Below are 21,861 nucleotides of genomic sequence, written 5' to 3'. Positions count from 1 at the left end.
CTAAAATAGGAAGGAGAACGTGTATGAAAGGATGGAAGAGGCCCCTGACAGCGATGCTTGCCTTATCCATGGCGGCGGTGCCCTGTCAGGCATTTGCTTCCGAAAGCACAGATTTTACATATACAGACGAACAGCTTGCACGAATGCAGGACAATAACATGGATTATGATGAGCTGGCCTGGCTGATTGACAAATATAATGCCACGGTGCTCAACAACAAGCAGAAATTCAGCGATTTTAAGAAGGACTATGGTCTTACAAAAGACGACGTATCTGAGGCATACCGGGATCTGGCCGACGAGCTGGAGAACAATCTGTCGGGAGAGGATGATGCAGGTTCCCTTATCAGTGATCTGGGTATGGATACCCGCGTTCAAAACCTGAGAGAGACGGCTGACGACAATCTGGAAGACAGCGCCGTCATATGGTGGGGCTATGAAGAAGCCAGGGATAACCTGGTAGTCGTGGCCCAGTCCAACATGATCAGTTATCAGAAAAGTTTGCTCGATCTGGAAGTAAAGAGGAAAAATGCGGAGCTTCTGGAGGCCGAATACAATCTGGCCCAGGCCAAACGGGGTGCTCAGACTGTGACGGACATGGAAGTGCTGAACGCAAAGGAGAGTATGCTGAATGCTCAGGCAGCAGTGACCACTCTGGAAGCGTCAATCCGTGAAACAAAACAGAAGCTTTGCGTGATGACGGGATGGAGCTACAATGCAGAACCGGTTATAGGAGAAATCCCGGAACCGGACTGGGACAGAGTGGATACCATAAATCCGGAAGCTGACAGACAGGCGGCGTTGGAAAATAACTATACGCTGAAAATCAACAAGCGCAAACTGGAGAACGCGACGGCTGATAATACGAAAACTACCCTGAAGCAGACGATCAGGGAGAATGAAGAGCAGATCGGAGTCTCCCTTGCAACGGCCGCAAAGAATGTTCAGGCCGCAAAGATCGCCTACGATCAGGCTGTGTCCACTAAGGATCTGGAGGAAAAGAACCTGGCTCTGGCCTCCGTCAAAATTCAGGCGGGAACGATCAGACCGATTGACTATCAGGAACAGGAATACAAGACATTATCCAGTCAGGCCGCCGAAAAAACAGCTAAAATGGAGCTGTTTGAAGCGATTGAAACGTATGAGTGGGCCGTAAAGGGCCTGGCTGAGGCCTAGTCGGCAGAGGGGCGGTAATTATGAAGACTAGAAGACAGAAAATATGCCTGCGCAGGAAGGTTCTGCCTCTGATTCTGGCAGCGGCCTTTGTCTCAGGACCGTGTCTTTACCCTCCGGCAGCATATGGAGCGGAAGCAGAAGGCCCCGGTCCTGCGGAGGAAGAGAAGGAGCCGGAATACGATGAAGCTACCCTTGCCAGGCTGGAAGACAATGTGCTGGAGTATGACGAGATTCCCGACCTGATTCACAAATACAATTCCAGTATCCAGCAGAATTGGGATGATTTTAATAAGGATATGACAGATACGGCGAAGATCCAGACGGAGCTTTTAAGCCAGGCCAGGCTTATGAAGGAACTGAAGGAAAGCGCGGAGGACGAAGGGGACGCGGAAGACGCTGCATATTATGCACAGCAGGAGCAGTCCTATAAGTCCATGGCAAAACGCTATACGGATACGATGGAGGATTACGATAAACCAAAGGCAACGAAATCTCTGAGGCAGCAGGAACGGCAGCTGGTGAAAGGCGCGGAGACGCTGATGTTTTCTTACAACAGCATGCGCCTTCAGAGAGAGAACCAGGAAAAGCTGAGGGATGTCTATCAGGCTAAATACGACCTGGCTCAGGCTGAGGTTCAGGCGGGGACTAAGACGGCACTTGATGCGCAGTCGGCTAAGAATCAGCTACTTTCGGCAGAATCTGCATTAATTTCACTGGACAGCAGCCTGGCCAAGGTAAAGAGCAGCCTTTGTGTGATGACAGGCTGGTCTGCGGGGGCTGATCCGGAAATAGGAAGCATACCGGAAGCGGATGCGGCTGTAATGAATTCCTGGGACGTTTCCGCCGACACGGCAAAGGCAATCGGAAACAACCAGACATTGATCGGGCAGAGGACGGAAAGCTATAGTAAGTCCACAGCGGGAAGTACAAATCACCTGCGGGTTGTGGAGCAGGGGGAGCAGCAGCTGACGATCAAGATGCAGTCCCTTTATCAGACGGCAGTTGATAAGAAAAATGCATATGATGCGGCGATGGCGGGATATCAGAGCGCGGCGATCGCAAAGAATGTGGCAGATCAGAAATATCGGCTGAATATGCTTTCACGGTCGGATTATCTGGAGGCAGAGCTTACATACCTGCAAAAAAAAGCAGCCAGAGATTCTGCCAACATCGCGTTCTATGAGGCTTTAAAAGCATATGAGTGGGCAGTGGACGGATTTACGGATATTGAATAAAAAAGGTTCTGCGCTTTTCCGGCGCAGAACCTTTTTGTTGCTATTAAAGGGAAAAAATAGCGCCTGTTTCGTACTCGAGCGGACAAACAGGATTATAAGAACATAATGTAACGAAATGAGCTGTTTAACATTTCCATGGGCTCATATTAAAATGAAGAAAGCTGGTTAGAAGAATTGTGATGATGAAGGAGATAGCAGATTTTGCATATGATTGCAAAAATGCATATGCCCTGGCAGATTTCTGAGCAGGGCTTTCCGGCTGGGAAAAGATTTTGTCAGGAAACGGTTGGGCGGGCCTGCGCTCTCAGCAAGGTTGGATATTTGCTCTTCTAGAGATAGAGGACTGACGGAATTTTGAAACGTCAACCAACAAGTAATTATTTTATGGAGGAATCTGCAGGCTGACCAGATTTTATATGTCGGCCTGCAAAAGCTCCATAATTATCAAGAGAAGTTTTTGAAAGATATGGGCGTGGCCTTTCAGGTGCAGACTGACGAATTCGTATCTGATGATGACGTGAAAAGATTTATGCAGCGATTTGATCATATATTGGTTCATTTCGATATTGACGTATTGGATGAGCGCTTTTTCCACTCCACGTATTTTGCAAACAGCGAACTTGTTGGGGATGGAGTGGGAGGCGGCAAGATGACGGTCGAAAAGCTTACTAAAGTGCTGAAGTGTATAACTGAAAACTCCGATGTCGTGGGATTTACGATTGCAGAGTATCTTCCGTTCGATGAATATAGACTTCACAAGATGTTTTCGGAGATCAGTCTTTTTACAGAATGATAATTCCCTTTTACAATATTTCTTCCTCTTTAGCCGTTCTTAATGGCGGCAAGCAGTGTTGCGTGGTACCCGCAAAACACTGCTTGCCGCTTTTTTGTTACATTGGAAAGTTCTCTGGGCAGGGTCTCCCTGCGGCGGTAAGGAATGATGTCGCTGAAGCGACCCGCCGCAGGCGGAGAATCCCGCTTGGGGAACTCTTTGTTATTGAAGACGGTGACCTGTGCTCGGAACGCGCAGGTAGTCATTACTGTGATAATATGTATCATCGTCTAAGAAAAAATTCTCTCTATGTATCCTATTTTCTTGACGTTTTTTCACATATAGAGATCATTTCAGGTCAAAATTCATGTCTTATAGCGTTCTTTTTTGCAAATCTAAGTCTTAATTCATCCATTCCCGTCTTAATACTACGGATTTCCACGATGAAAAACAGGAATATCCGGCGTCCGTTTGACAAAATCTGAAGAGGAAGGTGAGTATAATCGTACTGTGCTGAGAGAGAGCCATTTTATACATAGGAAAATCCCGGGAACTTAAAACGCCTGGGACGGGAATCCTGTTTATGGGATTCGTTCTTACGATCAGAGAAAGGGGGAAGAAAAAGGGGCGGTGACGTACGATTTATACATAGACGTGCTGTTTTTAATTAACTTTTTGATGGATTTTCTTCTGTTGAACATATTGAAAAGTGTAATGAATTTGAGAACATCCTACTGGAAGCTGGCAGCAGCCGGAGTGTTTGGAGCTGTATGGGTATGCGTTCTGAGCATATGGCCCTACATACCCTGGTGGGCGGAGCGTTTTCTGACATGGGCGGTGATTGGCTGCCTGATGGTGAAAATTGCGTTTCCGATCAGGAATACAAGGGAACTCCTGAAAATGGTAGCGGCTCTGTATTTGACTGCAACGGCTCTGGGAGGCGTTTTGTATGCCCTCGATATTCACACGAACGCGGTGTTCTATATCAGACGGCTTCTTGCCGGCGAAAGCGCAGAGGCGATGCCGTTATTTTTATGGACATTTCTCATTGCAGGAGGATATTTCGGCGTGAGGTATATGATGATGTCCACGTGGAAGATCAGGAGGGAAAAAAACAACTTTTATCAGGTCACACTATGCTACAGAGGAAAAGAAGAGACGGTAACGGCATATCTGGATACAGGGAACCGTCTGAGAGAGCCGGTCACAAAAACGCCGGTTCATATTCTTACATATGAAGAAGGGATAAAAATATGCGGAAAAATCCCTTCTTTTATCTATATTCCATTTTCGTCGATCGGAACGAAGATGGGAATGCTGCCTGGAATTTTTATGGATTCCATGACGGTGGAAAAGGACGGGGAGACTGTAACAATTGAAAAGCCGCTGGTGGCGATCGTAAAGCAGCCTCTGTCTCCCGACGGCACCTATCAAATGCTGCTGAATGAAAAGATGAATGAAAAGACGAGGAGGATATAACACATGCTGATCAAAGTTTCTATGCCGAACCATTTTAAATTTAAGGCCGCGCCCAGTTTCCGAACCCTGCTTTTGAAAAGGCAGGGGGAAGTTCATTATATCGGGGGAGCAGATATCCTGCCGCCGCCCCTGGACGGGGAAAATGAAGCCAAAATGATACAGATGCTGGGAACGGAAGATGACAAGGAAGCGAAATCTACCCTGATCGAACATAACCTCCGCCTCGTCGTTTACATAGCTAAAAAATTTGACAATACGAGCGTTGGCGTGGAGGATCTGATTTCCATCGGAACGATCGGTCTGATCAAAGCGATCAATACCTTTAATCCGGAAAAGAATATAAAGCTGGCTACTTATGCTTCCCGCTGCATTGAAAATGAAATACTTATGTACTTAAGGCGGAATAACAAGACGAAAATGGAAGTATCCATCGACGAGCCGCTGAATGTGGACTGGGATGGAAATGAACTGCTGCTGTCTGATATCCTGGGAACGGACGAGGATGTAATTTATAAGGACCTGGAAAATGAAATTGAGAAAAATCTGCTGAACTGCGCGATCAGCCGTCTTTCTCCCCGAGAGAGAAAAATTGTAGAGCTTAGGTTCGGGCTGACTAATGAGGATGGGAACGAGATGACTCAGAAAGAGGTCGCAGACCTGCTGGGAATCTCCCAGTCATATATTTCCAGACTTGAGAAGAAGATCATGAAGAGGCTGAAAAAAGAGATTGTTCGATTTGAATAGCCATGATAGAATGAAACGATGATGAAACGCACGGGAGCAGGATGCGGCCTGTGCAGAATAAACGAGAGAATAAACGAGAGAGTAAGCGGGAAGGACAATTGCAGCAGATGAAAAAGACTTCAGAGAAAAACAGGGATCAGTTCCGTACCAGGTTTGGTTTTATCGTAGCATGTATCGGTTCGGCCGTAGGAATGGGAAATATATGGATGTTTCCGTACCGGACGGGAAAGATGGGAGGAGCGGCATTTCTCATTCCATATTTCATCTTCGTAGTGCTGCTGGGATTTTCAGGAGTGATCGGAGAAATGGCATATGGGCGGGCAGTGAAGACAGGACCGGCAGGTGCGTTTGGCAAAGCGGTCGGTATGAGAGGAAAAAGAGGCGGGACAGTGATCGGTATGATCCCGGTGATCGGCTCTCTAGGAATTGCCATCGGGTATTCTGTCGTCGTAGGCTGGTTTCTAAAATACCTTTCTGCCTCCGTTACGGGAGAACTGATGGCCGCCGGCGATATGAATGAGTATTTCGGAGCGGTAGCCGGAAACTTTGGCAGCGTTGGATGGCATATGCTGGGCCTGGCTGTTACATTTGCAATTATGGTGTTTGGGATTTCAGGCGGTATTGAAAAGATGAATAAGGTAATGATGCCGGTATTCTTCGTGTTTTTCCTGATTCTATTAGGAAGAGTAGCCCTGCTTCCGGGGGCCATGGATGGATATCGGTATCTTCTTGTCCCGAGATGGGAACAGCTCGCTGATGTGAAAACGTGGGTGTACGCTCTGGGGCAGGCATTTTTCTCTCTCTCCCTAGCCGGCTCCGGTACCATCGTATATGGAAGTTATCTGAAAGACGACGCCGATGTGGTCGGCTGTGCCAGAAATGTGGCTTTTTTTGACACGTGTGCAGCTATGCTGGCCGGCCTTGTGGTCATACCGGCCGTATTTGCATTTCAGGTCGATGTGACGGCAGGGCCGCCCTTAATGTTCATTACGCTCCCGGCCGTATTCCGGCAAATGCCGTTTGGCCGATTCTTTTCCATCCTTTTCTTTGTAGCGGTTCTGTTTGCAGCTGTGACGTCCCTTATGAACCTGTTTGAGACGCCGATCGAAGCGCTGGAGAGCCAGCTTAAGCTGTCCAGAAAGGCCGCCGTAGGACTCGTAGCCTTTGCTGCGGCCGCCGTAGGAATATTTATTGAAAGCGCGGACTCCGTAGGCGTCTGGATGGACGTTGTATCCATTTATATGATCCCCCTTGGAGCGCTGTTGGCGGGTATCATGTTCTTCTGGGTATGCCCGCCGGGATTTGCCAGGAGTGAAGTGGAGAGAGGTAGGAAAAAGGCGCTTGGAAAATGGTTTGAACCTGTGACGAAATATTTGTTTGTAGGACTTACATTCGTCGTTTATGTACTGGGAATTGCCTTTGGGGGAATTGGGTAAGGCAGACGGCTATAAGAACATATCATTTGCAGCCCGCGCAGAGGCGTACATGGCCTCCAGCTCTTCTTTATGGTAGAGGTAGCCGGGATCGTCGAAATATTTTGCGCCTTTCGGACAGCCTTTGACACATTTACAGCATTTCATACAAATACCTGTCACCATAGATACGTCTTTCGGGTCGATGGAACCTAGGGGACAGCCGGAGGCACAAAAACCACAGCGAATGCATCGTTCATTCGTCTTTGGCTTTACTTTTCTGATATCAATGGCATTTCCGTGCCGGTCTCTCGGTGTATAGTAAGGGCGGAGAGGTGTTTCCCCTTTTACGGGAACAGGGCCTTTCTGTATATTCTGTTTTTTAACCTTTTCTGCAGCTTTTTCTGCAAAAACGGCGGCAGCGGTCAGATCGTCTGCGTCGGGGCGCCCTTTTCCAAGGACGCTGGAAAAAGAATGCTCACCTACAAAAGCACCTCCTGCAATTGTATGAAAGCCGTCCGTTTCCATAATATTGCGGAGCTCGATCAGACCGTCGTCATAATTTCTGCTGCCGTACATGACGACCGGAATTCCGTAAGCGCCGTTTCCTTCGATGGTGTTCAAATATTTTAAAAGCAGGTTAGGCACGCGTCCTGCGATCACAGGAGTGCCCATCACTGTAATGTCTCCCTCCTGGAATATGGGAAAAATTTTTCTGGACTCGGGAAGGGTAAAATCGAAGCATTCACATTCGTATCCCAGGCTATGGGCCAGATGGGCGGCGATATGGGAAACCATTTTTTTCGTAGTCCCCGTTCCACTGAAATACATGGCGGTTACCGTTCTGTTCATTATGTAATATACCTCCTTTGCTGAAGTTTCGTATCTATATGTTAAATTCTAGTATCTGTATGAGCAGATGTCAAATAAATGAATAAATAAACCGACAAATATTACGGCCCCGTTCTGCATATCATCTGTAACAGATATGCAGGAACGGGGCTGTAAGGCATTAACTGAGATAATTTTTCATGGTCTTTAAGGCATTCTTCTCCAGCCGGCTTACCTGCGCCTGGCTGATATGGATTTCCTCCGCGACTTCTGTCTGTGTTTTGCCTTCAAAAAAACGCATATCGATGATATGGCGCTCCCTTTCCGGAAGGCGTTTCATGGCTTCGTTCAGCGATATGTCTTCGACCCAGTTTTCTTCCAGGTTTTTCTTGTCGCTGATCTGATCCATCACATACAGAGGGTCGCCTCCGTCGGTATAGACGGGTTCATAAAGGCTGACAGGACTCTGGATGGCATCCAGCGCATAGGTGATTTCTTCCTTGCTGATACCTACTTCGTCGGCTATCTCCATAATTGTAGGTTCTTTCAGATTTTTTCTCATCAGTCCTTCTCTGGCATAGATCGCCTTATAGGCCGTATCCCGGAGAGAGCGGCTGACGCGGATGGAATTGTTGTCCCGCAGATAACGCCGTACTTCGCCGAGTATCATGGGCACCGCATATGTGGAAAAACGTACATTCTGACTGATGTCAAAGTTATCGATGGCTTTGATTAAGCCGATACAGCCGATTTGAAAAAGATCATCCACATTTTCATTGCTGCTGGAAAATCGCTGGATGACGCTCAGGACAAGACGCAGGTTCCCTTTAATATACTGCTCTCTGGCCTCTTTATCGCCTGCCAGTATCTTCTTGAACAGCTCTTCTTTTTCCTCATTGCTTAAAAGCGGCAGTTTCGAAGTGTTGACACCGCAGATTTCTACTTTGTATCCCGACATGATTCTTACCTCCGCATCTCAAATTGTTAACATGAGTGTTTAAGAAAATGATTTACGGAAAATGGCAGGATTATACTTCCATATTTTTGAAAATAGAGGTGGAGAAGGCAAAAATAAACTGCCTCCTTTACAAATCGTGATGCTTGTGATAAAATCAAAACTTAAAGTGAAAAATGAGACTAGGGGAGCTTTAACGGCTGAGAGGAAAGGAATTTTCGACCCTTAACCTGATTTGGATAATGCCAACGAAGGGAAGATACGGAATGAATCAGACTGTCCCTGCCTTTTCGGGTATCCGGATGGTCTTTTTTACTGATCGGGAAAGCAGCAGCGCTCCGGCCGTGGATGCGTCCGCACTCAGGAGCGCAGGTCCGGCCTGCGGATTGATTATTCTACGATTGGAAAAATGTTCATGTGACAGAGGAGGATAAATAATGGGAAAATACGGAAGACAGACACTTCCTGTTCTGATTCTGGCAGGAATTGTTCTGATTTGGGAGGCGGCTGTCAGGATTGCCGGAATACCTCTTTACGTACTGCCTTCTCCAACAGAGGTGGCAGCGGCTCTTTTTGCAGACGGAAAGAATCTGGCCGGTCATGCTTTTGTAACGGTTATGGAAGCTCTGGCCGGAATGGGGATTGCATTTGTAATGGCGGCGTTTCTGGGAATCGCAATGGACAGTTTTCCATCTGTAAAAAGAGGAATCTACCCACTTCTTGTAGTGACACAGACAGTTCCGATGATCGTGCTGGCGCCGATTCTGATTATTTACCTTGGATTTGGTATGGCGCCTAAGATTCTCACCGTGGTGCTCATGTGTTTTTTCCCGATCGTAGTGAGCTTTGTGGATGGAATGGAGCAGCTGGATGAGGATTACGTGAATCTGGTCCGGTCTTACGGAGCAGGTAAGTGGAGCGTATACAGCCTGGTAAAAATTCCGGCGGCCCTTCCGTCCATGATATCAGGACTGAAGGTATCGGCTACTTACAGCATAAGCGGAGCGGTTGTCGGGGAGTGGATCGGTTCGCAGAGCGGATTGGGATATTATCTTTTGAGAGTGAAAAACGGGTATATGCTGGATAAAGTGTTTGCCTGCGTGCTCGTAATCATATGTTTAAGCCTTTTTATGAATGGACTGATCCGTCTTGTACAGATTCTGGCTATGCCATATTCCAGGACGGGGGCGACAGAAAAACGGGAGTTTAAGGAGGAGAATTTATGAAAAAAAGGACAATGGCGGCGATTTTGTTAGCAGCAGCAGCGCTATCGGTGACAGGCTGCAAAGGAAATGGAAATGACGCAGGGATTTCAGAAAAAACGGAAGAGAACCAGAGGGCGGATAAAAAAGAAGAGGCGTCTGCAAAGCTGGAACAGGTAACGGTTATCCTGGACTACGTAGCTAATACAAACCACACAGGGCTGTATGTGGCTAAGGATAAAGGATATTATGAAGAAGCCGGCCTGGATGTGAGTATTGTGGAACCGACAGAAGGAGCTACGGCAACACTTGTGTCCGTAGGTAAGGGCGATTTCGGGATCAGCTATCAGGAAGATGTGACCGTAGCACTGGCTTCAAAGGACCCGCTTCCGATCAAGGCGGTCGCTGCCGTAATACAGCATAATACATCCGGCTTTGCAGTTTATGAGGAGAGCGATATCCATTCTCCTGCGGATTTTGAAGGAAAGACGTATGCCGGCTGGGGCGGCCCGGGAGAAGAGGCGGTTCTGAAAGCAGTGATGGCAAAAGAAGGCGCCGATTTTTCCAAGCTTAGCATGGTGATTTCTGACGGTTCCGGGTTTGCCGCTCTGAAGGATAAGGCTGATATTATGTGGTTCTATGAGGGATGGGACAATATCAAATGTAAAATGAAAGGCTTTCCTATCCGCTATATGGAACTGCGCCAGCTGGACGACCGCCTGGATTATTATACGCCGGTGATTATAGCAGGCAGCAGGGTGCTGGATGAAAAGCCGGACATGGTCAGAAAATTTTTGAAGGCTACGGAAGCCGGATATCGTTACGCAGTTGAAAATCCAGATGAAAGTGCGGAAATTCTCCAAAAATACGCGCCTGATTACTCCATAGAAATGCTTCAGATGTCCCAGGAATATCTGGCTGGAAAATATATGGAGGACAGTGAAACATGGGGGACCATGAAGGACAGCGTTTGGGACAGCTATACGGATTTTCTGAAAGAGTACGGTGTAATTGACCGGAAAATACCGGCTTATGAGTGTTACACGAACGAATTTCTGCCGCAGTGATCAGAAGGAGAGGATTGATATGAAACTGAGCGTATCAGACCTGAGTTTTTCCTATGAAGATAAGAACGTGCTGGATCATCTGGATTTCAGCATCAAAGAAGGAGAATTTGTCAGTATTCTGGGAACTTCAGGCGGCGGTAAATCGACGGTCCTGAAACTTCTGACCGGTGTTTTAAAACCGGACAGGGGGGATATCTGTGTGGATGGCAAAAAAATCCAGGGGGTCTCCGGCCGTTTTGCCTACATGCCTCAGAATGATCTGCTGTTTCCGTGGAAGAACATTCTGGATAATGTATGTCTTTATGGAAGAATTCATAACACGACGGGCGAGATGAGAAAAGAGGCCTTAAAGGCTATGGATACCTTCGGCCTTTCCGGCTATGAGCATTCTTATCCGTCCGCGCTCTCGGGAGGGATGCGCCAGAGAGCGGCATTTTTAAGGACGGCTCTCTGCAAGGCAGATATTCTGCTGCTGGACGAACCATTCGGAGCCCTGGATGTCATTACGAGAGGGGAAATGCAGGACTGGCTTCTGTCTATGAGGGAAAAGATGAATAAAACGGTGCTTCTCGTCACTCATGATATGGACGAAGCGATTTATTTGTCTGACCGAATCCTCATTCTGGGAGGAAATCCTGCAGGAGTATGCGCCGAGCTGAATGTTCCGGAAGGCAGGAGAGACAGGAGATGGCTCTACAGCCAGGGGGAGCTGAGACAGACGATCTATGATGAAATCATGAGGACATCCTCGGAAAGGGAAGGCGATGGAACGAATCTTTGATGCCCATGCCCATCTTGGGACGGAAGAAGAGAGACGGATCAGAAAAGAGCAGGGAATCCGTACGATATACTGTGCGTCAGACCCAAAAGAAGCAAAGCTGCTGAAAACGGTTATGGCGGAAGACGGGAAACAACAGGCGTATGGCTCCTTCGGACTTCATCCGTGGAATGCCGGAAAAATCAGATTTGAGGACATGAAGCCGTATCTGGATCATGCAGATATTATCGGGGAAATTGGAATGGACAGCGTCTGGTGTGAAAATTCCCTGACGATTCAGGAAGAGGTATTCCGCCGCCAGCTGGAACTGGCCTGCCGTGAAAATAAGCCTGTGATTCTTCATACAAAGGGCCAGGAGCAGAGGACCGCAGATATAATTAAAGAGTATCCCGGACGATATCTCGTTCACTGGTATTCCGACGAAAAAGGAGAGGGATTTGAAACGTTTCTGGCTCTCGGATGTTATTTTACCGTGGGTCCGGATGGTGAAAAATGTGAAGCTGTGAAACGGGTGATCAGGGATGTGCCGCTGTCCAAACTTCTAATCGAAACGGACGGCTGGCCGGCCGTATGCTGGGCGCTGGGAGAGGTTCCTATGGAATCCATGAGTGATATTCTGCTTCAGTCCACATCATTGATCGCCATGATAAAACACGTGGATGTGGAAACGGTAAAAAAACAGCTGGAGAAGAATTTTACGGAATTCATAAAAGCTGAATATGAAAGAATATGAAAAAAGATAGAATAGGGTGGCAGGAATACCGGAATTAATTCCGGGTCCGTTCCTGCTTGAAAAGGGAAGTACTGAGCGCTGAAAGGCCTTAGAACTTCCCTTTTTCGTGTGAAGAAGAGGGTGGTTGCAAAAAGTCGAATCAGCTGTGTCACTGATACCAGATTCCGTTCCGGGCAGTGGCCAAGTCACTACATCTGGTATCAGTGGCAATGCTTTATTCCTTTTTGCAACCACCGTCGTCTTACATGATTATGATCCTTGTTTGATTGCGGCGGCTGTCTTATATATGATATAATGTCCACAAAGGGGACATTATATCTGCGCATACCGGTTTCTGCGTATACCGCAGAAATCCGGGCGTTGAAATCAGCCAGAGGCGTCGTATCCGCAAAGCGGATACGGTATAATGTCCACAAAGGGGACATTATATCTGCGCATACCGGTTTCTGCGTATACCGCAGAAATCCGTGCGCTTAGATCAGCCGGAGGCGCCGTATCCGCTCTGTGGATCCGGTATATTAGCAGATGGAATATATAAAAAGAAGGGTGGTGTTTCGGATGAATAATAGGCGTTTTCTTTTGTATCTGATTCTCATGTGTCTGTCGGTACCGGTTTTCACATCTTGCTCGGCAGAAAAGAAACAGGCATATTTTAATGCTGAGATTTTGGAGATCAAAGATCGTTATCTGCTTGTGGAACCAGCGGAGGGAGAAGAAGAGCTGAAATCATCGGACCGGATTGAAGTGCCGACGGATGCTGTTTCCAAAGAGGGTATTCCGGAGAACCTGAAGGCTGGTGATAGGATCAGGATCGTCTACAGCGGAGAGATTCAGGAGATGTATCCGGCAGGTCTGGTAACCGTTTATGCAATTTATATGGCAAGTGAGGTGGAATAATGGCGGTATGGTTTATAATTTTGTGGCTGCTGGCTCCAATTGGGCTGATTCCTGCGGTCGTCATCCTAGCGGTCCAGAACAGCAGTCTGAAAAAACGGCTGAGAGAAAAGGAACATCCAAAAGAACCGGTCCCTGTTTCAGCAGTCGGCCATAGTCAGACTGCACAGGTTTTGGCACCGGCTCCCGTTTTGGACAGAGCGCCGGTACAGGAACTAAATAAGGCTGAATCTGCGGCCCTGCCTGAAGATGAAACATCGACAAAAAGACAGGACAAAACGGCTGCCTGCAAAATGGCGGGTATAAAGAGTGTGGTACCGGTGTCAAGAACGGAACGGCCTGCTTATACCGGCTGTGGCAATGTACATAATACACAACAGCGGGAGAACGGGCTGGAACGGGCGGCATTGATTGCAGGAGTGCTGTTAATCCTGATTGCCTCTCTCATATTTGTTACGACTACGTGGCATGTAATGCCTGGCTGGGTAAAAGCCATGGCGCTTATGGCGGTAGGAGGCGTCTTTTTCCTGGCCTCTTTTCTGGCTGGAAAGGTTTTAAAGCTGTCCAATACGAGCATCGCATTTTATGTACTGGGGTGTCTTTCCGTGCCGGTGACTTTTTCTGCGGTCAGTTTCTTTCAGCTGTGGGGAGAATGGTTTTCGGCAGAAGGAGGAGGGCAGTATGCGCTTTATGTTGCAGAAGCCGGATCGCTTACACTTTTGCTGGCTGCCGGATATTTCATGTACCATCGTATACTCTTTCAATTGGGCGGCTGGCTGTTTTCCCTTCCGGCCGTATTCTGCCTGGGACAGTTTTTGTTTGACGACTATACGATATCCTGCTTTTTACTCTCGATTTACTGCCTGGGGATTATCACATGGAAGTGGTCGGTAAAACAATCGCAATGGCTGCTGCTGATTCAGCCTCTGATGTGGTATTTTGCGCTGAGCAGAGGACACCGCCTGCTGCTTGAGGCGGAACTTTTAAGGAAACTCGCAGATGGAGCATGGAGAAATGCCCCTGTGATACTGGGAACGGTTCTTTCATTTTTTCTCTATTGGTCGGGACATGCAAAAATAAAAGGAAAAAGTCTAAGAAGTGTCAGCTCAGATATTCTGTTTCCGGCGGTTCTGATTCTGTGGGCCGTATGGGAAGCGTCTCTGGGCAGATATGGGACGGCATGTCTTGCAGTCGACGGCGGAGCAGCCTGCCTGGCTGTCCAATCGTGGACATGCAGAAAGAAAGAGTGGCAGACGGGCACGGGAACAGCTGCTGTACTGCTGGTCTGGTTTTACTATTACCCGCTGTCTTGCTGGCTGACCGAGCTAGGTCTATGGGGAGAGAGCAGAGGCTTTCTGATCTATTATGGAGCTTTAACGCTGGCTGGAATTATCTTTGTGGTAAAACGTTCCTGCTTTTCGTTTTTAAAGCCGATGGAGCTGCCGGCTGTCCTGAGCTGGGGCGTATGTTCTCTGATCGGTGTAACATGGTACGGCCACAACTATGTGGAAAACAGCGGATGGGAATCAGTCCTGTGGGTTGCGTTTTTCTGGTTCCTTTTTGCCGGAATCTGGTTCATGCGGTATAAAGAACCCTACAGAAAGCTGCTGAATGTCGCTGTGTGGCTGCTGCCTCCGCTTACGGGAGCAGCTATCGGTTACTGGCAGAGGTGGCCGGCCATGATCTGTGTATGGCTTGTCACGGTCGCTTCTTCTGCTGTCTGCTGGGGGCTGTGGAAACGGGGCGGCCATATCTGCTGCCGTTATATGGGAATCGGAGGAATTTGTCTCGGAACAGGCCTTATGAGTTTCGTTTTCGTGAGAGACGCGGACCTGGCTTTCTGGTGGGGAGCGGTTATTGCAGGTTTGGCAGTCCTTTCCGTCTATGTGACAAGACTGGAGAAACTTTCGGGACTTTCCGGGATTTCTGTACTTGGGATTCTGCCGGCGGTCAACGAAATGGTTTTCCGGGCGGGATGGAGAGACGACAGGCAAATGTGGGTCCTCCTTGCGGCAGGAATCGTAATGGCCGCGGCAGGGCGCCTGACATATCCGCGTTTTCTCGTATATCGGGATGATGAGGAAGAGCCGGAATGTGATATGGACTGGCTGAGTATGATGGCTGTGATCGTTCCGGTCATAATGATTGGTGAAGACAGCATATACTGGAGCTTCTGGGGAATTCCTGTGCTTATTCTCTTTTTATTGAACGGTTACGGGAGATCAGGAATAAACGGCAGCCGTGTTATCCTGACGGCATCGGCAGTACTTGCCGTGTGGGCCTGGGCCTGGATTCCCTATTGGAATATTCCGAAACAATGGCAGACGGAATATCTGATTGCAGCCGTGCTGGCAGCCGGATTTTCTCTCAGATATATATGGACCGGTGAAATGAAGGAAAGCATGAAGTGGGTATTTTTTGTAATTACAGTCATCGCAGCTGCTTTACAGGGAATGGAATGCCTGTGGCTGGAAGAACTGTGGGACGTCATCGTCCTGGGGTCAGCCATGACGGGAATTATGATGATTTCATATTATCTGAAACGAAAACGCTGGCTTCTGCTGTCTTTTGTAACTCTGACAGGGCTCGTTCTGTACCAGTCGAGGAATTTCTGGCTCACTATCCAGTGGTGGGTATATCTGCTGGCGGCAGGATTGCTCCTGATCGGAACGGCATCGATCTATGAATATAAAAGGAGAGCCGGGAAAGAAAAAAAGGAAAAGAAGGACTGGCTGGAGAACTGGAGATGGTAGGAGCGCAGGATTAGCAGGAACTGTATGATAGTGGGAAAAATGATAATGATTCTTCCTTTTTTGTTAAAAATAGTATACAGAATTGTGAATTTGAAGTATAATATATCTGAATTTTTTGTTTTGTTACATTTTGTAAGCAGAATAAGTGGGGTCAAATGATAAATTGGCGTCAAACAACACAATTAGATTTAACTTCTTTAAATTTTGCAACGTATGGGGAGAAATTGAGATGAAAAAGAACTTATTAAAAGTACTATCTGTAATGCTTGCATTAAACTTGACGTTTGGCTCAGTGCCGGCTTTCGTATATGCAGCTTCAACCGTAGATCAAACCATCTGTACAGACACCGAAACGGATGGCTCTGGAGAAACGTATGACAAGGATAAAAAAGATACTGTGGAATCAGCGGAAGGCTCCGAAACCAGAGGAGACGCAGAGGAAGGCGGATCACAGGATCCGACAATTGATTCCGGTTCCAAGGATGGAGCGGAGGACAGCGGGCCGCAGGAAACTACGTCTGGCTCCGAAGCCAAAGGCGACGCAGAGGAAGGCAGATCACAGAATAGTACGAGCGGTTCTGAATCCCGGGGCGAGGAGGATACCTCTGAAGAAACGGAGGAGGAAGAACTTGAGGAAGAGGAGATACTTAACGATTTGCCGGTCGCTACCGATTCCGACGCATTGTACATGAAAGAAATCCTCCCCATATTTTCTGATCCTGATATGATAATGGAAAATTATGAATATCCCGACGGCGATTTTAGCCTGATGACTGACCTTTATAATGACGGTACGGCAACCATTTGGAAAATCATCCAGGATAGTACCGATTCTTCATACGAAATCCCGTCATTCATCGAGTATGACGGCGAGGAATATGAGGTGAATACACTTAGCTTAAGTTCAAGCACCAAATGTCCTGACATCACATTTTTGATATTACCGGACACTTTGACAACGATTACCGGAAGATTCTCAGGTATTCCGAACCTGACTGAATTTTCCATTCCCGATACAGTTGAAGTGGTGGAGGCGAGCTTTAGCGGGTGTAACAATCTGCATTCTATCACCATTCCAGGTTCGGTCAGTACGTTTGAAGGGAACTTTCAAAATTGCAAAAATTTGAAGACGATCACATTTGAAGAGGGCGTGCAGGAAATCTCCGGAAATAGTTTAGTAACGAATTGTTCTGCTTTAACAACAATTAACCTTCCAAGTACGCTTACTGTGATCTCCGCTCCGGCCGCATTTGCAGGTGCCACCGCTTTGGAGGAAATCACTTTGCCGGAAGGTGTAATATTTACGGAAGGCTCTGCCTTCAAAGGTTGTACTTCATTAAAATCCATCACATTACCTGCGTCAATTTCGAAGATTCCCTCGAATATGTTCAACGACTGTACCTCTTTAAAGACTGTGATTGCCGAGGGTACGATTACCGAGATAGGGAGTTCGGCATTTAAGGGAGCGGCTAAGTTGGAGGTGATTCCTGACCTTGGCAGCGTCACCACTATGGGAGAGTATGCTTTTTATGAATGTAGCTACTTAAATACAGCAGTCGATTTGTCAAATTTAAGTTCAATTCCGGGCTACGCTTTCAGCTATACCTCCATAACCTCCGTTACATTTAGCAGTCAACTGCATTCGATTGGAGACTGGGCGTTCTTGGACAGCTATATTACGAAGCTCTCTTTCCCTGACACATTAGAATCCATCGGTGCATACGCTTTTTGCTACTGTTACTATTTGGGTGGAAATCTCATACTTCCGGATTCCCTGACCACGTTGGAAACAGGAGCGTTTGAAGAGACTGCCATTACCAGCCTTACCATCGGCAGCGGCCTGACAAGTATACCCGAAAGTGCATTTGCCAGTTGTGAATCTTTGACAAGCGTAACGATCAATAACAGTGGTGACAATGTGACCGTTGCAGGCAGCGCATTTCCCGATTCCGTCGAGCCGGTCTATCTGCTTCCATCCATCGGCGATGTGGGGGATACAATCCGAGACGGAGTAAATGCGCCCACATTACAGGAGGCCATCGATGCGGCGGAAGACGGCACGGAAGATATCATTCAAATCAGTAAAGACATTAAAATCACAAGTCCGGTTACGATTCCAGCCGGTAAAATAGTTGTACTATCTTCGAAGCCGTCAGCCATGGGCGGGAGCAGCTCCTATACTATTACTGCCGATAAAACGAAAAATCTCTCCAACCTCATTACGGTTGAAGAGGGAGCAGCGCTTACACTTACCGGAGATTTGCGTCTGATTGGAAATGCTATAAGTTCACAAGGCAGCCTGATTGAATGCAGGGGACAGATGACATTAGAAAATCCTGTCGTGATCTCCCGCATGAAGCTTGAAAACATCAGTCAGGGCGTTATAAATGTCAGCGGTGAAAATGCTGAATTTGTTATGAACGGTGGTTCTATCGAAGGAAATACGATTGCTGAGTCCTATTGTGGTTCGATTCGGGTTACCGATGGGGCAAGCCTTACCATGAATGGAGGAGAAATTAAAAACAATGTCGCTAATACGGCGAATGCTTATCTTTCTTCACCCGGTGTTTACCTTCTGGACAATAGTTCGTTCATAATGAATGATGGTTCTATTTCCAACAACCGTGGATGCCGCGGAAGTGCGGTGTATTTATATACCGATAATTACAGCACGGAAAACACATTTATTATGAACGGAGGAACGATTTCCGAGAATTCCAGTATTGCCGATGGGTCAGGATTTCCTTCATCCGGCGCCGTTCACATCGAAGGAAACTCTTCGTTTATACTGACCGGAGACGGCTTAATCACCAGAAATCGCGGTAGAAGTGGCGCCGGAGTTTGTGTGATCGATCCCAAACTGCAGAATGGCAATGGCGAATGTCAGACCGCATTTGTCATGAACGGAGGAATCATCTCAAATAATACCGCAGGCGGCTCCGGAGGCGGTATCTATTCATATACCAACCATGTTGAGCTGAATGCCGGTGAAATCAGTGGAAATACTGCGGATCAGGGCGGCGGCATTTACAGTGAAGGCAACGCGGATTACTACAGTACCTTGCAGCTAAATCGTGCCATCATTACTGATAATACTGCCGAGCAGGGCGGTGGAATGTGGTTCTGTCCGACCGGTGAAGGTGCAATTTATATCGCCGACGGTTCTGCGATCTACAACAATCTGGCAACCGGCGCCGGCGATGACATTGCAGCCGCTACCAATGCAAATCATACGCTGTCTCTTGCAAACCGAATGGTTGGCGGCGGCAGCATTCTCTGGTACAGAGACGGAGGTATTTACAGTATAGGATCAGGGGCACATACAAGCGTCAACACAGGCATTCCCCGATATGGACAGGAGGGGGCGGATTCCTCCGCGCTGACGATTCAAGATTATGCGCAGCAGATCTCGCTGAAGTCCGTGGTTAAACAAACTGCGGTCGAACTTGCAAAGAAAAAAGTGACGCTGTATATTACAGGAAATAAAGCCAGCCGCGGCGGCGGCATCGGTTCGAACGGTGGCATAGCGATCGGTGAAGATGATACGACTCTGAAAACAATTACCATTCATAAAGTGTGGCCCCAAAACGCCGAAGTGCTTCCGGAATCCATTACGCTTCACCTGTTTTCGGACGTCTACGAAATTGATACGGTCACCCTGACAGCCGCCGATGGCTGGACAAAGACCTTAACAAACATCCCTGCTGATCTTACTGAGTTTACCGTTACAGAGGATCCGGTATCCGGTTATTCTATGTCCTATGAAATAAAGGCCGACACGGATGGAAACATTATAATCACTGTCACCAACGTGAAAGATGGAGACGATAACGGTGGCAATAACGACGATAACAACGACGATGCACCGACTCCGGCATACTGGACTCCGACCGCTCAAAAAACACTGGATGGGAATGTTCCGAGCGGAAGTAATTTCAGCTTTTCTTTGAAGGATGGTAATGGAGCCGTCATTCAAACCGTAAGCAACAATGGAGGTGACGTTGATTTTGACGAAATCAGCTTTGACGCAGGCGGCACTTACACTTATTTTATTTCGGAAAATGCCGGCAATGATTCCAGAATCAACTATGATACGGCCTCCTATACCGCCAAGATAGTCATTTCCGGCAGTACAGACCTTTCGGTAGAGAGCGTTGCCTGGAGTAAAAACGGTTCTGATTACGACGGCACGCCTATATTTGCCAATACGACTAGAAGCGCCGGTCATTCTGGCGGCGGTTCTTCCGGTTCAGACCATTCACCGTCTGTCGATACGATTACGGTGAATGTAAGCAAGATTTGGGACGATCATGACAGTTTAAGCCGCCCTTCTTCTGTGGCAGTTCAGCTGTTTCAAAACGGCGAGGCTTACGGACAGCCGGTCTCATTATCCGCAGCCAATGCCTGGCAGCATTCCTGGCGCAGACTCGACAAGGATTCGAGTTGGACGGTAGACGAGATAACGGTTCCGGATCAATATCGTAAGAGCGTTACGAATACCGAAAACGACTGGTTTATTACAAATACCTTAAATACAAATGCATCGGCTGGTGAGACAGAAGGCATTTCAGGCCAAGTGTCTCCGTCCGGTGAGATAGAAGGAATTCCAGGTCAAGTTCCACCACTGTCTCCTTCCACACTCTCACAGAAGCTGCCTAAAACCGGGGATTCAAACCACAAGGAAGCGTGGCTTATACTATTTGTGCTTTCCGCCATAGGAGTGCTTTTTTATCCGAAAATAAGGAAAAGCGGTGGAGATGAGATAGAAGGTTAAACGTAAGCAACAGTCAGTTCAATTGGATTGCGGCCACCCGTTATACGGGTGGCCGCAACTATATGGTACCTGCAATTAAAAGCCGGAGATGAGAGTAGAAATAGAAGAGAAAAAAGAAAAGAACGACCGGCTGGAAGACTGGGTATAAGGACAGAAAGGAACAGACACCAGATGGTAAAAATATGCTGTATTACGTATAAGACATTAACGAAACTGGTTGAAGAGGCACTAAAGAGGTTTCAGGATGAAGAGCTGAACGTAACTGTCGCAGAGGGGCTTCGCAATGAAATCCTGGAAGGGAAAAACAGGGAACTGATCCAGGAAGCGGAAGTGATCCTGGCCGGAGGAGCCAATGCGGTGATCGCAAGGGATACCTTCAGCCAGCCGGTGCTGGAATTTAAAATAACGGAATGGGACTACATGACGGCTGTGGAGAAAGGGTTCCGGGCCGGCCGCCGCCCGGCGATCGTCACATATCAGGAAAAGCTTGCCGACCATATTATGCAGTTTTATGAAACACAGAATAAGCAGATAGAAAATATTGTATATGAGGATACAGAGGAGCTCTGTGAAAAGATACGTAACAGTCCATGCGATGTGATCATCGGGCAGCCCATGCTGTTGAGATGGGAGCCAGGATGGACAAGCAGACGGTTCTGATTTATCCAGGGTATACGAGCATCATTGATTCTCTGAAAGCTGCAAAATCCGTAGCCATGGAGCTGCGGAAGGAAAGGCGTAAAAACCAGTATTTTCAGGCCATGTTTGAATCGGGTATCAACGGATTCCTTTTGCTGGACAGGGAGTTCCATGTAATCGATTATAATAAAAGGGCGTCAGATCTGTTTGAAAATGAGGCGGATGAATTAAAAAACATGGATTTTTCCAGGCTGTTTCCTGAACTGGACTTAAAGGATTTTGCCAAGCGCAGGCCGGCGGAAGAATCAGGAACAGTGAGAAGAGAAAAAAAGGAACTTTACTACAGAATCGTAAAAATGGAGAACAGGGATTCCGCCTTTGAAGGGGCGGTGGTGGAGCTGGCTGAGACGTGCCAAGG

The 21,861-nt window shown here is 47.6% G+C and carries 17 protein-coding genes and 1 riboswitch; of the genes, 15 read left to right on the top strand and 2 right to left on the bottom strand.

Annotated elements, in window-relative coordinates:
- Positions 1-23: 23 nt before the first annotated feature.
- From DXA13_RS15930 to DXA13_RS15900, 6 genes are all read left to right on the top strand, one after another.
- Positions 24-1,175 (top strand): TolC family protein, encoded by a 1,152-nt coding sequence (locus DXA13_RS15930; RefSeq protein WP_118245897.1) that lies wholly within the window; start codon positions 24-26, stop codon positions 1,173-1,175.
- Between the two features lie 20 nt (positions 1,176-1,195).
- Positions 1,196-2,410 (top strand): TolC family protein, encoded by a 1,215-nt coding sequence (locus DXA13_RS15925; RefSeq protein ID WP_118245895.1) that lies wholly within the window; start codon positions 1,196-1,198, stop codon positions 2,408-2,410.
- 376 nt (positions 2,411-2,786) lie between these two features.
- Positions 2,787-3,203, top strand: coding sequence for an arginase family protein (locus DXA13_RS15915; RefSeq protein WP_118245892.1), 417 nt, complete (start codon positions 2,787-2,789; stop codon positions 3,201-3,203).
- Between the two features lie 609 nt (positions 3,204-3,812).
- On the top strand, positions 3,813-4,661 hold the full coding sequence (locus DXA13_RS15910; RefSeq protein WP_118245890.1) for a sigma-E processing peptidase SpoIIGA: 849 nt from the start codon (positions 3,813-3,815) through the stop codon (positions 4,659-4,661).
- A 3-nt stretch (positions 4,662-4,664) separates the two neighbouring features.
- Positions 4,665-5,405, top strand: a complete 741-nt coding sequence (sigE, locus tag DXA13_RS15905) for an RNA polymerase sporulation sigma factor SigE (protein ID WP_118245887.1) — start codon at positions 4,665-4,667, stop codon at positions 5,403-5,405.
- Positions 5,406-5,512: 107 nt separating this feature from the next.
- Positions 5,513-6,841 (top strand): sodium-dependent transporter, encoded by a 1,329-nt coding sequence (locus DXA13_RS15900; RefSeq protein WP_118245952.1) that lies wholly within the window; start codon positions 5,513-5,515, stop codon positions 6,839-6,841.
- 9 nt (positions 6,842-6,850) lie between these two features.
- On the opposite strand, the gene DXA13_RS15895 is transcribed toward DXA13_RS15900, so the two are convergent.
- The gene (locus DXA13_RS15895) at positions 6,851-7,672 is read right to left on the bottom strand and encodes an EFR1 family ferrodoxin (protein WP_118245884.1); all 822 of its coding nucleotides are present in this window, start codon (positions 7,670-7,672) and stop codon (positions 6,851-6,853) included.
- A 157-nt stretch (positions 7,673-7,829) separates the two neighbouring features.
- The gene (sigG, locus tag DXA13_RS15890) at positions 7,830-8,606 is read right to left on the bottom strand and encodes an RNA polymerase sporulation sigma factor SigG (RefSeq protein ID WP_118245882.1); all 777 of its coding nucleotides are present in this window, start codon (positions 8,604-8,606) and stop codon (positions 7,830-7,832) included.
- Between the two features lie 171 nt (positions 8,607-8,777).
- Positions 8,778-8,877, top strand: a riboswitch (TPP riboswitch).
- A gap of 163 nt (positions 8,878-9,040) precedes the next feature.
- Between sigG and DXA13_RS15885 the strand changes: the two genes are divergently transcribed.
- The 9 genes from DXA13_RS15885 to DXA13_RS15840 form a co-directional block, all read left to right on the top strand.
- Positions 9,041-9,829, top strand: a complete 789-nt coding sequence (locus DXA13_RS15885; RefSeq protein ID WP_118245880.1) for an ABC transporter permease — start codon at positions 9,041-9,043, stop codon at positions 9,827-9,829.
- Positions 9,826-10,872: an ABC transporter substrate-binding protein gene (locus DXA13_RS15880; protein WP_118245878.1), complete on the top strand. Its 1,047-nt coding sequence runs from the start codon at positions 9,826-9,828 to the stop codon at positions 10,870-10,872. Before DXA13_RS15885 ends, DXA13_RS15880 begins: the two co-directional genes overlap by 4 nt.
- A gap of 19 nt (positions 10,873-10,891) precedes the next feature.
- Positions 10,892-11,653 (top strand): ABC transporter ATP-binding protein, encoded by a 762-nt coding sequence (locus DXA13_RS15875; protein ID WP_118245877.1) that lies wholly within the window; start codon positions 10,892-10,894, stop codon positions 11,651-11,653.
- Entirely contained in the window at positions 11,637-12,383 is a 747-nt protein-coding gene (locus DXA13_RS15870; protein WP_118245875.1) for a TatD family hydrolase, read from the top strand. Before DXA13_RS15875 ends, DXA13_RS15870 begins: the two co-directional genes overlap by 17 nt.
- Positions 12,384-12,941: 558 nt before the next feature.
- Positions 12,942-13,280 carry a YobA family protein gene (locus DXA13_RS15860; protein WP_243009179.1) on the top strand — a complete coding sequence of 113 codons (339 nt, stop codon included), beginning with the start codon at positions 12,942-12,944 and terminating at the stop codon, positions 13,278-13,280.
- Positions 13,280-16,030, top strand: coding sequence for a hypothetical protein (locus DXA13_RS15855; RefSeq protein ID WP_118245870.1), 2,751 nt, complete (start codon positions 13,280-13,282; stop codon positions 16,028-16,030). The genes DXA13_RS15860 and DXA13_RS15855 overlap by 1 nt, the downstream gene beginning before the upstream one ends.
- Before the next feature lie 229 nt (positions 16,031-16,259).
- Positions 16,260-20,804, top strand: a complete 4,545-nt coding sequence (locus tag DXA13_RS15850) for a leucine-rich repeat protein (RefSeq protein WP_118245868.1) — start codon at positions 16,260-16,262, stop codon at positions 20,802-20,804.
- 171 nt (positions 20,805-20,975) lie between these two features.
- The gene (locus tag DXA13_RS15845) at positions 20,976-21,464 is read left to right on the top strand and encodes a PrpR N-terminal domain-containing protein (protein ID WP_118245866.1); all 489 of its coding nucleotides are present in this window, start codon (positions 20,976-20,978) and stop codon (positions 21,462-21,464) included.
- The coding region (locus tag DXA13_RS15840; RefSeq protein ID WP_118245864.1) for a PAS domain-containing protein at positions 21,443-21,861 on the top strand (419 nt) is incomplete at its 3' end. The genes DXA13_RS15845 and DXA13_RS15840, both read left to right, overlap by 22 nt.

Origin of the sequence: Clostridium sp. AM58-1XD (assembly GCF_003464085.1) — a bacterium.
GTDB lineage: Bacteria > Bacillota > Clostridia > Lachnospirales > Lachnospiraceae > Lachnoclostridium_A.
This window is presented reverse-complemented; position numbering and strand designations above follow the sequence as displayed.